The 16,042-nt window shown below is 63.2% G+C and carries 6 protein-coding genes; all 6 read right to left on the bottom strand.

From position 1 onward, the window contains the following. Position 1: 1 nt before the first annotated feature. Positions 2 to 9,730, bottom strand: coding sequence for an amino acid adenylation domain-containing protein (locus tag ACVWYQ_RS00685; protein WP_404541860.1), 9,729 nt, complete (start codon positions 9,728 to 9,730; stop codon positions 2 to 4). A gap of 64 nt (positions 9,731 to 9,794) precedes the next feature. After that, positions 9,795 to 10,763, bottom strand: a complete 969-nt coding sequence (locus tag ACVWYQ_RS00680) for a TauD/TfdA family dioxygenase (protein WP_404541862.1) — start codon at positions 10,761 to 10,763, stop codon at positions 9,795 to 9,797. Continuing rightward, on the bottom strand, positions 10,732 to 11,487 hold the full coding sequence (locus tag ACVWYQ_RS00675; protein WP_456725340.1) for a thioesterase II family protein: 756 nt from the start codon (positions 11,485 to 11,487) through the stop codon (positions 10,732 to 10,734). The genes ACVWYQ_RS00680 and ACVWYQ_RS00675 overlap by 32 nt, the downstream gene beginning before the upstream one ends. Before the next feature lie 21 nt (positions 11,488 to 11,508). Next, a complete protein-coding gene (locus tag ACVWYQ_RS00670) occupies positions 11,509 to 11,739 on the bottom strand; it encodes an MbtH family protein (RefSeq protein ID WP_128262328.1) in 231 nt (76 codons plus the stop codon). Positions 11,740 to 12,115: 376 nt separating this feature from the next. Beyond that, positions 12,116 to 14,455: a TonB-dependent receptor gene (locus ACVWYQ_RS00665; RefSeq protein ID WP_404541866.1), complete on the bottom strand. Its 2,340-nt coding sequence runs from the start codon at positions 14,453 to 14,455 to the stop codon at positions 12,116 to 12,118. Between the two features lie 250 nt (positions 14,456 to 14,705). Further along, complete coding sequence (locus ACVWYQ_RS00660) at positions 14,706 to 15,854, bottom strand: amidohydrolase (RefSeq protein ID WP_404541868.1); 1,149 nt, start codon at positions 15,852 to 15,854, stop codon at positions 14,706 to 14,708. Between the last annotated feature and the right edge of the window lie 188 nt (positions 15,855 to 16,042).

Genomic DNA, 16,042 nt, shown 5'->3' with positions numbered 1-16,042 from the left:
CTCACTGCTCCGTTCCCACCAGTTCCTGGAGCTCTTCGGCATCGAATTCTTGCTCGATCAGCCTGATCGACACGACCCGGGCAAATGACGCAAGATCGGGATGAGCGAACAGATCCGAGACCGCGATCGAGACGCCGATCTCCTGCGACACCCGGCTCAGCACCCGCACGGCGAGCAAGGAATGTCCGCCGAGCTCGAAGAAGTGATCGTTGCGTCCGACCTGATCGACGTCGAGCAGCTCCGCCCAGATCCCAGCCAGCGCCAGCTCGATCTCGTCCTCGGGTGCCTCGTAGGTGCGACCCGCCAACGCATCCTCGCCCGGCGCCGGCAGTGCACGCCGATCGATCTTCCCGTTGGGGGTGAGCGGCAACTGCTCCAGCACCGTCACCGACGACGGCACCATGTAGTCAGGCAGAACGGCGGATAGTGCATCGCGCAAGGCGCGGCCGTCGAGCGACGGCCCGCCACTCGCATAGGCGAACAACTGGCGCCCGGTCCGGCCTTCGCCTGCCACAACGGCCGCCGCACGCACGCCACGCTGCTCGAGCAGACGCGCCTCGATCTCTCCGAGCTCGATACGGAAGCCGCGGATCTTCACCTGCTGGTCGGCGCGGCCGACATACTCAATCACGCCGTCGTCGCGCCAGCGCGCGAGATCGCCGGTGCGATAGAGGCGCGTGCCATCGTCGCTGAACGGATCGGGGACGAACCGCTCCGCGGTCAGTGCAGCCCGGTTCAGATAGCCGCGGGCCTGGCCGACACCACCGATGAAGAGCTCGCCGGTGACCCCGACGGGAACGATATTGAGGTCGGAATCGAGAATGTGCGCCGACCTCGCACCGACGGGCCGTCCGATCGGTGCGGGCTGGTGAGGTGTCAACGCGGCGGCGTCGACGATCCACGCCGTCGGCGCGATCACCGTCTCGGTCGGGCCGTAGGCGTTGACCAGAAGATCGATATTGACAGCTTGTCGAAATGCCCTGACCCCGGTATCGGACCAGGCTTCGCCGCCGACGATACAGGCCCTGATCGCCAGCCTGCGCCCGCCCTGCCGCAATGCCGCGCTCAATTGATCCGCATAGGCCGGCGGCAGGAAGATCGAGGTCACCGCATTGCGGGTCATCTCGCTGACGAGATCGTCAATCAGAAGACCGGGCTTCGAAGGCAGGACGAGCGAACCGCCCGTCATCAGCGGCACCAGCCATCGCTCGTGGGCGATGTCGAAATTGATCGATGCCGTCTGGAACTCGCGGTCACGCGAGGTCATGCGGTACAGCCGGCCGATGGCTTCGCAATGCATCGCCAGCGGTCCGCGCGCGACCGCCACGCCTTTCGGCGCGCCGGTCGACCCGGACGTGTAGATGACATAGGCCAGGCTGTCCGGATGGATTTCGATGTCGAGGTTCCCGCCGTCCTCGCCGGCGCACGGCGATGGTTCCTCGATGCAGAGCGCCTCGACCCCGGCTTCGCGCAACACCGGTACAAGCGACTCGAGCAGCGCGCCTTGCGTCAGGACCAGCGCCGCGCCGCCGTCACGCAGCATGTAGGCAAGCCGCTCGGCCGGATAATCCGGATCGAGCGGCAAATAGGCGCCGCCCGCCTTCAAAACCGCGAGCAGCGCGATGATCATGTCCGGGCTTCGGCTCAAGGCAATGCCGACCAGCCGATCCGGACCGACGTTCCAGAGGCGAAGGCGTCGTGCGAGCGCGTTCGCACGCGCGTTCAACTCGCCATAGGAGATGCGCTGGTCGCCGCAGACGATGGCAATGGCAGACCGCGCCTGCGCGGCCTGCGCTTCGATATGCATCACGACGTCGGCGCAGGATGATGCGGAGGTCAGCCGCGCTGCGCCACTCCATTCGAGAGCTCGTCGCGCGTCCTGCTCGACTGCCGCAGAGAGAGCACCGAGCGCACGTTCCGCATTCGCCGCGATCCGTTCCAGCAGGCCGTGGAGAATGTCGCGGAGGCGCAGGATCGCCGCCTCGTCGAACCGGCACCGGTCATAGTTGAATTCAATGTTCAGCCGATCGCCTGCAGCGAACACCGCGACCGCCAGCGCATAGCTCGTCGGCGTCACATGCGCCACACGTCCCAGCCGCGGACCACCTTCGCCGCCTCGCAGCACCCCCTCGTCGATCGGATAGTTCTCGAACACCAGGATACTGTCGAACAGCGGCTGCCCGGCACGGCCGGCGAGACGCTGAATGTCGTAGAGCGGCGTCCAGCCATGCTCGCGCAGCGCCAAATTCTGTTCCTGCAACTGGCGCAGCCAATCGCCCACGATAGCTTGTGGGCTGGTCGCGTCGACGATGGGAAGCGTGTTGATAAAGAGACCCACCATCTCCTCTGAACCGGACAATTCGGCCGGACGACCCGAGATCGTCACGCCGAAAGAGACCGCCGACTGCCCTGAATGACGCCGCAGCAGCTGTGCCCACGCGCCCTGGATGAGCGTATTGAGCGTCACCCGTTCGCGCTTTGCAAAGGACTTCAGCCGCTCGGTCAGCGCTGCGTCCACCGCAAGCCCGACGCTGGCATGGCCTTCGGCCAGGGATGTCTTGGGGGGCGCCAATGTGTTTGCGAGCAATGTGGGCACCTCGAGCCCTGCCAAAGCCTCCCGCCAGAACCGCTCGGCGCTTTCGCGATCGCGATCCTGCAACCATGCAATGTAGTCGCGATAGCCGCCCTGCACGGCCGGCAGCGGGCGGCCGCTCACCTGCTGCAACACCTCCGCCACCAGCCGGGCCGAGCTCCAACCATCGACGAAGATGTGATGATGGGTCCAGATCAGCCAGTGCCTGTCGTCGCCGAGACGGATCAGACGGATACGCTGAAGCGGCGGCTGCGAAACATCGAAGCCCATCTCGCGCTCACGCCGGGATATCTCCGCCAGCGCGGCTTGCAGATCCGCAGGCGCGCTGCCGCGCCAATCCTCCTCGACGAACGGCACCGTCACATGACGATGCACCATCTGCTGCGCTGCGCCCGACAGGTTCTGCCAGACAAACCCCGTCCGCAGGGCCGCATGCCGGTCGCTGACCATCTGCCACGCGGCCTTCAGCTTGCCGGCATCGACGCTGAACAGCTCGAGCCCGACCTGATTCACATAGGCGTCGTTGGCACCATCGCGCAACGCATGAAACAGCATGCCCTGCTGCATCGGCGAGAGCGGATAGATGTCCTCAATGCCGCGAAGATCCAAGTTCGCAGCCAACCGATCGAGGTCGGCTTGACCGAGCCCAGACAGCGGGACATCCGATGGCGTGAGGCCGAACGTTCCATTGCAGCAATGGGCGATCAGTTCGCGCAGTGCGTCTTTGTAATGTGCGGCGAGCCGCTCGACCGTCGCGTGCCGGTAGCGCTTGCGTCCGTATCCGAGAGATAATTCCAATCGGCCTTCACGCACGAGGCCAGTGATGTTCAGCCAGCCGCGCATGGGTGCCGTGGCGCTACGCGAGGGACCAGCACTCTCCGCTGCGAAGGAGAAGTGTTGGTTGATCCCTATGTTGGCGTCGAAGCGGCCTAGATAGTTGAAGACGATCTGCGGCTCCGCCAATTGCGCCAGAGCATAGCGCTGCTGCTCGGAGCCGAGATGGCGCAGTACGCCATAGCCGATCCCGCGGTTCGGAATCGCGCGAAGCGTCTCCTTCACCGCCTTGATCAGCGACGCCTCGTCGCCTGCATCTTTCAGCCGGACCGGAAAGGCCGTCGTGAACCAGCCGACGGTGCGGGACACATCTGCATCCGGGAAGATCTCCTCGCGGCCGTGGCCTTCGAGCTCCACGGTGATCTCGTCGTGCTGGCTCCAGCGTGACACCGCACGCACGAGACCGGCGAGCAGGAGATCGTTGACCTGGGTCCGATAGGCAGCCGGCGCCTGTTCGAGCAGCTGTGACGTCAGGTCGGCATCCAACACCAAGGACACCTCGCCGCCATCACCGACGCGATCGACATCGCCATGGTCGTCGTTGCATGGCAGGCGCGCTCCGGCACCACGATCCAGCCAATACGGCAATTCGGCCGCGATCTCCACCGTTCCCGCATAAGCATGCAGCCGCTCGCTCCACGAGGCAAAGGAGTCGCTCTTCGGCGGCAGCGCGACGGGACTGCCACGCTGCAGCTGGTCATAGGCCAACGCCAGGTCTTCCAGCAGGATACGCCAGGACACGCCATCGACGACGAGATGATGGATCGCAAGCAGCAAGCGTTGGCTACCGTCCGCCAGGTCCATGCCGACCGCGCGCAGCAGCGGTCCGGAAGACAGTGAGAGGCTTTCCTGCGCGGCACCGGCGAGCGCCGTGACCTCCGTCGCGCCGCCAACGCCCGCGTGAATCCATAACAGTTCGGATGACCCCGGTGCCGGCCCCTGCTCCGCCCGCCAGGCGCCATCCACCTGCTTGAACCGCAAACGCAGCGCATCGTGATGGTCCGAGATGGCCGCAAGCGCGCGCCGCAGCGTCTCCCAATCGACCTGCATACGGGGCAGCAGCAGAACCGCCTGGTTCCAGTGATCCCGGTTGGCAATGTCCTCGGCGAAGAAGCGCGTCTGAATCGGCATCAGATGGGGCATGCCAGATGCGGTGTCGCCGACTAACGCCTTCGCCGCCGGTCTCTCCTTCTTGGTCGTCCCCTCCGATATCACGGCGACCGTCGCCAGCCCGGCAACCGTCTGCTGGCTGAAGATCTGCTTCGGAGTCAGCCGGATGCCGCGCTTGCGCAAGCGGGCGATGATCTGCAGGCTCAGAATCGAATCGCCGCCGAGTTCAAAGAAATTGTCATTGCGGCCGACGCGCTCGCGAACGAGCACCTCGCACCAGACCGCCGCGATCGCAATTTCAATATCCCCCGCAGGCGCGGCATAGCCGGCCGGCGCCCCCTGTTCGGCCGGTTCGGGCAAGGCGCGACGATCAATCTTTCCATTGGGCGTCAGCGGCAATTGCGCCAACATGACGATGTGTGACGGAACCATATAGTCCGGCGCGATTGCAGCCAGCTGTTGCTTGATCGCATCGGCCTGTGGAGCGGCGCCGCTCTCAGCCACGCAATAGGCGATCAGCTCCTGGCGTTCACCCGCACCGATTGGCCGTGAAACGGCCACTGCGTCACCGATCCCCTGCAGCGCCTTGATGACGCGCGCGACCTCGCCCAACTCGATGCGATAGCCGCGCAACTTGATCTGGTCATCAGAACGACCCAGGAATATCAGCCGACCCTGGCGGTCGCAGCGGACACGATCCCCGGTTCGGTAGAGGCGCTCGCCCGCGGCGCCGAACGGATCCGGCACGAAGCGTTCCGCGGTCAGGCCCGCCGCGCCGCGATAGCCCCGCGCCAGCCCAGCGCCGCCGACATAGAGCTCGCCAACGACACCGAGCGGCACCTCGTTCAAGGCGTCATCGAGGACATGGACGCGCAGATTGGCAAGAGGCAGACCGATCGGAACCTTACCGTCCCCGCGGCCTGCCGCGCACTCATGCGTCACCGCACCGACGGTCGTTTCCGTGGGCCCGTAATGATTCAGGATCCGGCATTCCGGCCGCAAACGCCGGACGTCGTCCAGCAGCGCGCCATCGCACGCCTCGCCGCCCAGGACGAGCGCATCGCGGGGGAGCAGATCGGCCGAGCGCGAGGCCTGAAGTAGCCCTCGCAGATGGCTCGGGACGATCTTGAGAATGTCGACCTCGCCCTCGCGCATCGCTTGCGCAAATGCATCGGCGTCGAACACGGCCTCCGGTGACAACAGATGCAGCGTGCCGCCGGATGCGAGCGCACCGAAGAGGACAGTGTGGCCGAGGTCGGCCGCCACCGTCGAAACCATCGCCATGCTCGCCGACGGCCGCGGCTTCAGGCGCTGCAGCAGAGCTTGCACGTAATTGGCCAAGGCCCCGTGCGAGACGCTGACGCCCTTAGGCGCGCCGGTCGATCCGGAGGTATAGATGACGTAAGCGGTCTGCGTTGGATGAATGGTCGTGTCGAGCGGCAGGCTCGACACCTCGGCGCGCGCCGCTTCCGCCTCCGCGTCGAGCACCAGGCAGCCCAGCTCGCGCGCATCCGCCAATTTGTCGCCCGCCGCAAGCATGATGTCGATGCCGCCGTCGGTCAGGATACGGCGGACGCGCTCCAACGGCCATTTCGGATCGAGCGGGACATAAGAGCCGCCCGCCTTCAGCACACCGAGCAAGGCGATGACAAAGGCCGGAGAGCGCTCGATCCACAGCGCAACCGGTGTCTCGCGTGCCACGCCCTTGGCGATGAGGGCGTGCGCGATACGGTTTGACCGCTGCTCGAGCGCCGCAAAGGTCAATTGTTCCCGGCCGCATCGAATGGCGATGGCGGTCTGTCGATCCGCGGTCGCCGCGCGATGAAGGCTCACCACATCGGCGAAGCCGAACGCCGCAGCCTCACGAGGCACGGTCTGCCGGTGTCCGTCGTCGATGACGAAGTCCGATATCCGCCGCTCGGCATTGTCGGCAATCTGGCGCAGCATCGAACCGAATTGCGTCGCCAATCGCGCGATAGTCGGACGATCGAACAGATCGGTGGCGTAGTTGAACGTGACCTTCATGCCGACGCCATCGATGACGTCGAGGGCGAGATCGAAATGCGAACCAGCGAGATCGACAATGTCGATGTCGGCAGCGAGCCCCTCTACACCGGAGAAACCGCCCGGCGCCGTCATGTAGTTGAATTTCGCCTGGAACAGGGGATTTTGCCCACCGCTGCGTTCGGACTTGAGGCCGTCGACCAGCATTTCGAACGGAAGATCCTGGTGCGCCAGCGCCTCGACCACCGACTCCCTGACCTGACGCAACAGGCTCGTGAAGCTCGCTTCGGCGGTCATCTCGGCCCGCAGCACCAACGTGTTGACGAAACATCCGATCAGTCGTTCGAGCTGCGTATGCCGACGCCCAGCGACCGGCACGCCGACACGCAAATCGCTCTGCCCGGTGTAGCGATGGAGCAGCGCGTAATATGCGCCGAGCAGTAGCATGAAGACGCTGACGCGCTGCTTGCCGGCGATCTCCCGGAGCCGGGACGCAAGCACGGCGTCGATGGCCAGACCGATCGTATCGCCGGCATGGCTCTGGATCGTCGGGCGCCGCCGATCATGCGGCAGCGCCAGCACCGGGTGAGCATCGCCGAGCTTGGCGCGCCAATAGGCGAGCTGCCGATCGCCCTCGCCGCCCGCAAGCCAGCTTCGCTGCCAGGCTGCGAAATCAGCATATTGAATTGACGGAACCGGCGGCACGCCTGCGCCTTGACCAGTACCGGCTCGATAGAGAGCGGCCAGCTCTTCGAGCAACACATCAAGCGACCTGCCATCGACGATGATGTGATGGGCCAGCAGCAGCAATTCATACGCATCGTCCGCGAATTGAAGCAGCACGGCGCGCAACAATGGCCCGTTCACGAGATCGAACGGCTTCCCGAGCTCGGATCGCCTGATCGTCTCCGCACGCTCGGAGCGCTCCCGCACAGAATAGGAGCGGAGATCCTCGTGCCAGACGCCGATGCTCATGACATCGTGGATGAGCTGCGTTCCGCGACCGTCCCTGGCGATGAATGTAGTCCGCAAAATCTCGTGACGACGGACGATCTCGCCGAGAGCGCGCGATAGTACGGCATGATCGAGCCGTCCCTTCAGACCGATTGTGCTCGCAACGGTATAGGCTGTCCCAGCAGGGTCCATGTTCCAGAGGAACCAGAGCCGCTCCTGCGCGTGCGACAGCATCGCGCGATCGGCCGCGACGGCCCATGGGATCGGCGGGAGCGCCCGGCCAGCCCCGGTGCCCGCCAAAACATCGATCCGGCCAGCGAAGGCCGCAAGCGCCGGCGCGTCAAAGAAGGTGCGCAGCTCTACTTCCACGTCTAGGCGGTCGCGGATCGCCGCGGCAACTTGGCCAGCCGCGATCGAGTTTCCGCCCAGCACAAAGAAATCGTCCTCGCGATGCACCGCCGCGACGCCAAGTGCGTCGCACCAGATCGAGGCGACGGCGCGCTCGGTATCAGTCGCCGGCACCGTCAGGGATGCAGTGCCGCGGCGACGCCCTCTCTCGAACACCGCGAAGCTGTCGAGCGTGTTGTCGGCGAGACGCGTTGCGCAGGCCGACCGCTGCAGCTTGCCGCTCGTGGTCAGCGGCATCGCTTGCGGGTTCAGCAGAACGATCACCGCCGGATATTCCTGAGCCTGCCGGAGGACGGCTTCGCCGATCGCATGTGCGAGCGCTTCCGGGTTGCTGCGCTTGAGCACGGCGCGGCTGAACTCCGCCGCCACTCCGATGGCCTCACGCCCATCGACCTCGACGGGAAAGGCGGCAACCCGTCCGCTGCGGACGGATTCGACCTCGGCTTCGACCGCCTGCTCCACGTCCGTCGGATAGACGTTCTGCCCGCGAACGATCAGCAGGTCCTTGAGACGACCGGCCACCACGAGCGCACCGTCGCGAATGAAACCGATGTCTCCGGTCCGAAGCCAACGCGCGCCATCTCGCTCCACGAAGGCTTGATGTGTGGCCTGGGCATTGTTCCAATATCCATGCGCGACGCTGGGACCCGCGGCCCAGATCTCGCCTACCTCATTCGCCTCGGCCTCGGCGGAGCCGTCGATACGCATGATGCGCACGGCGTGACCAGCGGCAGTTCGACCGCATGCCACGAGGTCCGTGCCTTCGCTGGCGCTCGCGATGCGGCCGGCAGCGAGTTCCGCGGTGTCGAGCGTATAGCTGACGGTCTCGGCGGTGATATCGCCGGCCGTGACCAGCAGCGTCGCCTCCGCAAGGCCATAGCAAGCCGTCAACGCCCGTCGATCGAACCCGGCCCGCGCAAACCGATTGCCGAACTTCTCGAGGGTCGTCCGGCGGACAAACTCCGAGCCCGAGAACGCAAACTTCCACCGGCTTAGATCCAGCCGACTGATGGTCTCATCCGAAATGCGGTCGGCGCAGAGCGAGTACGCGAAGTCGGGACCCCCGCTCATCGTGCCGCCGTGGCGGTCGATGGCCTCGAGCCAACGTCGTGGCCGCTCGAGGAAATTCCGCGGCGACATCAGGACGCCGGTAAAGCCCGTGAACAACGGATTCAGGAGCCCGCCGATCAGTCCCATGTCGTGATAGAGCGGCAGCCAGCTCACGAAGACATCGTCCAGCGTTCCGCCAGCGGCCGCTTCAATGGCGCGCTCGTTGGCCGCCAGATTGCCATGAGAGACGCAAACGCCCTTCGGCTGCGAGGTCGAGCCGGATGTGTACTGGAGGAACGCGATCGCATCGGCGGCAGGCCTCGTCTCGCACCAGTCCGCCGCGCGATCGGGCGAAATCGTGTCCACCGCAACGATCTGCACGTCGGCGAGCTCGGGCAATGCCGCGTCGAGACCGCGCAGCCCGGTCTCCACCAGGATGAAGCGAGGCGCGGCATCCCGCAGGATACTGTTGAGTCGTCCTGCATAGCGCTCGGGACCGCCCTCAGGCGGAAAGGCCGGAACGGCGATCACGCCCGAATACAGGCAGGCATAGAATGCGACGGCATAGTTGATTCCGCTCGGAAGCAGAATCACCGCCCGTTCGCCCGCCCCGCCCACCTGCTGAAACCACGCCGCAAGTGCCCTGATCCGAGCGTCGAGCGCAGCGAACGTCAGCTCGCCGGCGACGTCGTCGCCTTCGAGGAACCGCAACGCCACCTGCTCCGGTCGCAAGGCAGCGTGCTCGCGCAAGCGTTCGACGAGGTTGGATCTGTCCATGTTCTCGAATTCCTGTCCGGCCGCGTGCCGGAAATACCCGCCGCCGAATGAGACCTGCCGCCGATCACCCTTGCCGATGAGCTTCGGCCATAGCGACGATCACCTTGCGCGGCCCCTTGAACGGGGCCCGCGCGTGCGCGGTCAGCATGTTGTCGAGCATCACGACGTCGCCGGCCTGCCAGGGAAAGCTGATCTTGTGCTTCTCGAGAACGGTCCGGACCGTTGACAGCGTCTCATCCTCGATCGTCGAACCGTCGCCGTAGAACACGTTGCGCGGCAGATCGGCTTCGTCCTCGACCACGTCGAGCAGACTCTCGCGCACCTCCGGCTCGAGATTGGAGACGTGGAACAAATGCGCCTGGTTGAACCAGACCCAGTCACCGGTGATCGGGTGCTGCGCCGTGCCCTGACAGATCTGGCGCGTGCGGAGCTCGCCGTCTTCCTTCCACTCGCATTCGATGTCGTGGCGAGCGCAGTAAGCCTCCACCTCCGATCTGGAGTCGGTGCCGAACACCTGCTGCCAGTCGACGTCGAGCCCGTTGCCGTAGTTCCGCACATACATCACGCCCTTCTCGGCGAACCGCTCGCGAATGGCCGGCGGCATGTCGCGATAGATGGCGCGGCTGTCGGCGATCGGCGTCTCGCCGCCTTCCAGCGCCGGCTGCATGCAGTAGAACCAGATCTTCATCGGCCAATCGCGGGTATAGGCCTGCTCGTTATGCAGCGGGATATGCTGGTGCGGCGGATACTCCGTGGACGTGTAGACGCCTGAGGTCACCTGCGAACGCGGCGTCGACCCGAACTCGTAGGTCAGCAGCGGATGACCGAAATCGGCCGCGAAGGCCCGAAACGCATCGGGACCATCGAGTGAGAAATCGCGAAACACGATGCCGCCACTGTCGGTCAGGTACCGGTCGATCGTCGCACGCAGCACGGGAAGAGCTTCGCCGAGCGGCCGCCCGGCCTCACCTGCCCTAAGCAGCATGGGAAGAGTCTTGCCGTCAATGAGTGGCTGGACGGAGAACGCGCTCATGATCCTCGCTCCGATGCGAAGCAATCGATCGCCCCGATTGCCGGGCCAGCGCCCAGCCGATCCGGTCGATCAGTTCGGCCTGCTCTGTGTGAATGAAGAAGTGATGCCCGGGCAGAATATCGAGCGTGAATGACGCCGAGGTCTCCTGCCGCCAAGCCTCGAGTGCTTCGCGGCTGGTCTCGTCGTCCGCTCCGCCAAAAACGTGTACGGGGCACGGCAATGGACGCCGCGGCCGGTAGACATAGGCCCCGCACATCAGAAAGTCTGCGCGCAGCACCGGCAGCGCGGATCGCATCAACTCGGCATTCGACAGCGCCTCGTCGGGCGTGCCCTGAAGATTACGCAACTCCTGCATCAGCGCTTCGTCGCTCAGGGGATGGCGCCACTTGCTGCCGTCCCGAACCGCCGGCGCTTCCGCACCCGAGGCGAAGAGAATGGCCGGCGCAGGCACTCCGCGATCGAGCAGGCCATGTGCGAGCTCGAACGCGATCACGGCACCGAGGCTATGCCCGAACAACACGTAGGGCCCGTCGAGCTGCGCGACGAGTTCGCCAGCCAGCTGCGCTGCCAGCACCCGCGGATCGGTCGCCAGCGGCTCGTCCGTGCGCGCGCCGCGCCCGGGCCATTCCACCGGCCGAACGTCGATCCATGACGGCAGCAGCCTTCGCCACCGCGCATAGAACATGGCACTGCCGCCGGAGTAAGGCAGACAAAGAAGCCGCATCGGAAGACCTGGCACCGCCGCCTAAGACGACTGCTGAGACGCCGCGTCGTCGTCCATGAACTTGCGCAAGCTGAGCGGACGCATGTCGGTCCACACCTGCTCGATGTGGTCGAGGCATTCCTTCTTGCTGCCGGTCTTCCCCACTGCCTTCCAGCCGGTCGGAATCTCCTTGAACGTCGGCCAGATGGAGTATTGCTCTTCGTGATTGACGACGACGGTGAAGGTGACGTCGTCTCTGTCGAACACCATCATGGCGCGATCCTCTCTTCGGAAAGCGAAAGCAGTAATGTTTGAGTAGGTCAGAAGCAGACGATGGTCAAAGCAATATCGACGTGACTCTTTTTAAGACCTCAAAACTGGCGACGCACGGACACAATGCAACCTCCGCGCTTGCGGCCCAACACACGGGAAAATATTGCGATTTCAGGAGGCGCCGCAGATTGCTGCAATTCTAACCGCGCAAGGAGGAACTTTCCCGACACTGCTTGATCTCACATCTTGTCGCGTGCGGCGCTTAGTTGTGCTGTCATCAAACCCAAGACGTGCAACTTGTTAGTCATTGACCCAACGAAAAACCGCCGCGGACGAGATCCGCGGCGGCACGCAGCAGAGCACTAAGGACTAGCTTTCAAAAATTGAACGTCGTCGATAGGAGGTAGGTGCGCGGGGCACCGAGTGACACAGCGCTACTCACGGTGCGATAGGAGTTCCAATACGCCTCGTTGAACACGTTCTCAACGCTTGCGCGAATGACTATCGGCTTGCCGTTCCAAGGCGACAGGAAGGTGTAGCGCGCGCCAAGGTCGACCCGCGTCCACGCAGGAAGCTCCTGGGTGTTAGCATCGTTGGCGTAGCTCTCGCTGGTATAGATTACACGGCCGGTCATAGTCAGCCCAGGCAAGAATGGGGTATCCCACTCGGCACCCATGTTGACGTTAAACGCTGACACGCCCACCGGAACCTTTCCATTGTAGTTGAAAATGATCGTTCCCGCGGACACTGCCTGTCTGACGACCTCACCGTCGATGAAGCTCAAGCCACCGAGCACTCGGAACGTCGGCGTCACTTCTCCGAAGGTCATCAGCTCGATGCCGCGGTTGCGCTGCTCGCCGGAAAGTCGCCTCGCAGGGAGCGCCTGCCCCGGCACCGCGACGGAGATGATGTTCGGACTGGTGATGTCAAATGCGCTCGCCGTGAAGCCGATCCGACCCATATCAACCTTCAGGCCGACTTCCTTCTGCTTGGTTTGAGCGGGAGGAACAATGTCGCCCACGTTCGAATACACCTGGGCTCCGACAACAACTTCCGGCGCCTTTAGACCTTCGATGTAATTTGCGTAGAGGGAGATGTTCTCCACCGGCTTGACAATGACCGCATAGCCGGGGCTCCAAGTCGGCACCTCGACACTCGACTTGGCTGAGGTCAGCAGGTTCAAGCTGTCTACAGCTGCTGTCTGCCGCCTTGCGCCGATTACGAGCTGCAGCCTGTTGTCGAGCATCGACATCGTGTCAGCGATACCGACGCTGGTAAGCTTCGTCTGCGTCTGCAGATTTTGGGCGACAGTAACAAAGTTTGGAAAAGGAATCGGGAGCGGATTGTACAGGTTTGAACTGATAGCAGTACCGGCCCTGCCGAACGAGCTGTAGTCCCGCTCGAAAGCAGAGTAGTTGACCGTCAACAGATGATTGATGGGGCCGGTATCGACCGAGGCGCGCAGCCCCGCCTCGCCCGTATAGTTGTCATAGACATCACTTCCACTGAAAGGAACGGCCGACCAGTTACCGTTTGCGTTCGTGATACGTGGCGAAGGGTAAATGTAGTCAATCTCGCTCTTGTGATATCCGACCGCACCATAGACAGTCACGGACTCCGTTAGGTCGACTTCGCCCCGGGTCAGTGCGAAGGAATCTCGCGGCTTCCAAGTTGCCCAGTCCGGCATGTAGTTCGCTCCGGGCTTTGGAAGTGCGGGCACCGGAATTGTGGTCGCAAAGGGAGGGCTGGTGGTGAACGTTAGAAATCGCAAGGGCGGCTTGAGATTCTCGGCCTGATAGCCCAGATCGGTGGAAAAGCGGACACGCTCGCCGCGGTAGTCCAGATTGAGCACCGCGTTTCCAAACTGGTCGGTTTGTCGGTCATACGCTGTCGATCCACCCCGTCCCATGCCGTTGAAGCGGACTCCCCATTCCTTATGCTCGCCGTATCGTCGGCTAATATCGGTTTGCAGTCCGAATTGAGACTTTGAGATATACAATGCGGTGAGCTGAGTGATGTCGAAGTCGGGAGCTCGCTTCGTTACCAGATTGATGCTGCCACCATTGGCCCCTGCGGGCGGCATCCCTCCGAGAAGCACGCTCGGCCCCTTCAGAACCTCAACACGTTCAAGGAAATTGGCGGACGTTGAGTAGAACGGTGCCATTCCGTAGAGACCATTCATCGAATAGTCGCCACTGTCGTGCCAAAAGCCCCGGATGTACACACCATCAATGCCGTTGCCAGCGGGCGTCTTCGTTCGGACCGAGGGATCGTTGAACAGAACGTCCCCTACTGTGCGCGCTTGCTGGTTCTGTATCAACTCCGCCGTATAGCTCGTCTGGTTGAATGGCGTGTTCATCACACCGCGATTGCCGAGCAGACCGAGGCTTCCGCCGGTTGCGACTTGGCCGCCTGCGTAAGCGGGCGGCACCGTGCCGACCGTACCGGTCGAAGGCACCACATAGGGAACGGGTGCAGCCTGGCGCGGAGCCGCCGCGGCGACGGATCGCTGTCCACGCGAGGCGCGCGTCGGCTGTGATCTCTGGACCGGCTGACGAACTCTCGGCTTGGGGGCATCCACGGTCACGGGCGGCAGATTGGATTGCGCAACCGCACGCTGAAGGTCACCCGAAGATTCCATCGACAGCGCGAGATAACTCACCGCGCCCAACGATAGTGTACGCACGATTTTCCTGGCCGAGAGTTCACGCGTCATTCCTGCGCCCCAATTCCACTTGCAAGCACGTCCCCGTCGCTTCCTAACATACGACTGTGCTGCGAGAAGAAATTGAGACCTAGAAATTATCTAAGGTTGCACGACAAAAACCGTCGTGATCGGAGAAGCGATTTCCTGTTTCGAACTTCACTGCAAATTTTCGAATGCTTCTAGTTTCAAATCGTTCTAATCGCCGATCCAACGTGTGACACGCAGGCGATCCGCTGTCATTCCGTCCGGAATTCTCGATTTAGCCAAGTAGGTTGCGTATGGTGCGAATGAATATTCTTGCACCAATTTCTATCAACTGATCCGGAAAGTCGTAGTTCGACTCATGCAACCCGGGATGCTCTTTGCCGGCTCCCAGGAAGAACATCGCCGACCTCGAACGGAAGCCAAAACGTCCGAAGTCCTCGGAGCCGCGCAGTGGGAGGCCCTCCGCCGAATGTCGCACCCCCTCTGCGTCCAGCGCATTTCTAAGATGGGCAACAGCATCGACGTGGTTTGCGCAATGATTGAAGACGTCGCGATAAGCGATTTCCGTGCTCAGCCCCTCACCGGCCGTCACGCGTCGAACCAAGTCTTCCGCCTCCAGGCGGAGCCGTTCCATCATCACGTCGGTGCATGTTCTCAGTGTCGCCCACAACTCGCCGAAGCCCGGCGCGATACCGAACGCAGGCTCCCCAAGTCTTGCATGGGTGACCGTCAGCATTGAGAAGTCGTCGTCCAGCTCCGTACCGTGCCCAAGTGCGGGAATCTCCAGCAGGAGCCTGGCGAGTGCGTCTTTCGGGGAGATACCGAGCTCCGGATTCGACGCGTGCGTGGTTCGTCCTGATAATCTGATCTGCATTCCTTGCGAGGCGCAATTCACCAAGCCCTCGGCAAGGGAGACCTGTCCAAGACCGAGCCCGGGAAGGTTATGCAGCGCGAAGACAAAGTCGGGCCGCACCTGCTCAAACTTCGCATCAGCCAGAACGGCGGCCGCACCGGACCCGTCCTCCTCGGCCGGCTGAAACAGGAGCGCTACGCGACCTCGGCTTGGACGTTGCTGGCTCAGATTTTGCGCTACGGCCGCCAGAATTGCCATATGACCATCATGACCGCAGAGATGGGCACTTCCTGCTACCGGTGATCGATGCTTGAGTTCTGATTTTTCCTGAATCGGCAGTGCATCCAGTTCGGCCCGAAGCATAATCGTCGGGCCAGACTCACGTCCATCGTAGATTCCAAGCACGCCGTGACCACCGAGGCCCGAAACGATCCTGTCGGCACCCGCCGCCTGAAGACGGGCCCGCACGGCTTCCGCGGTTTTTGCCTCTTGTCCCGACAGTTCCGGCACGGCGTGAAGATGGCGTCGCCATGCCACCAATTCATTCAGATCGTTCTCGGTCAGGAACATTGGGCTTCTTTCTCACTCATGACCGGCGGCGAAACGCCTGTTGTAGTCGCTGCACTGCTCTCGTCAATTCGATCGCGCGGAAGCCGAGCTCAGTATCACGCCTCAGACCGTCTGCTCAGATTTGCAGTCGATAGATTTTTGTGCATCTCCCGGTGCACACATCGTGCACACGCCGCCCCTTAGCGTTG

The sequence above is a fragment of the Bradyrhizobium sp. USDA 3397 genome, assembly GCF_054060965.1.
Note: the sequence above shows the minus strand (reverse complement) of the source record. Positions and strands in the feature narration are given on the sequence as shown.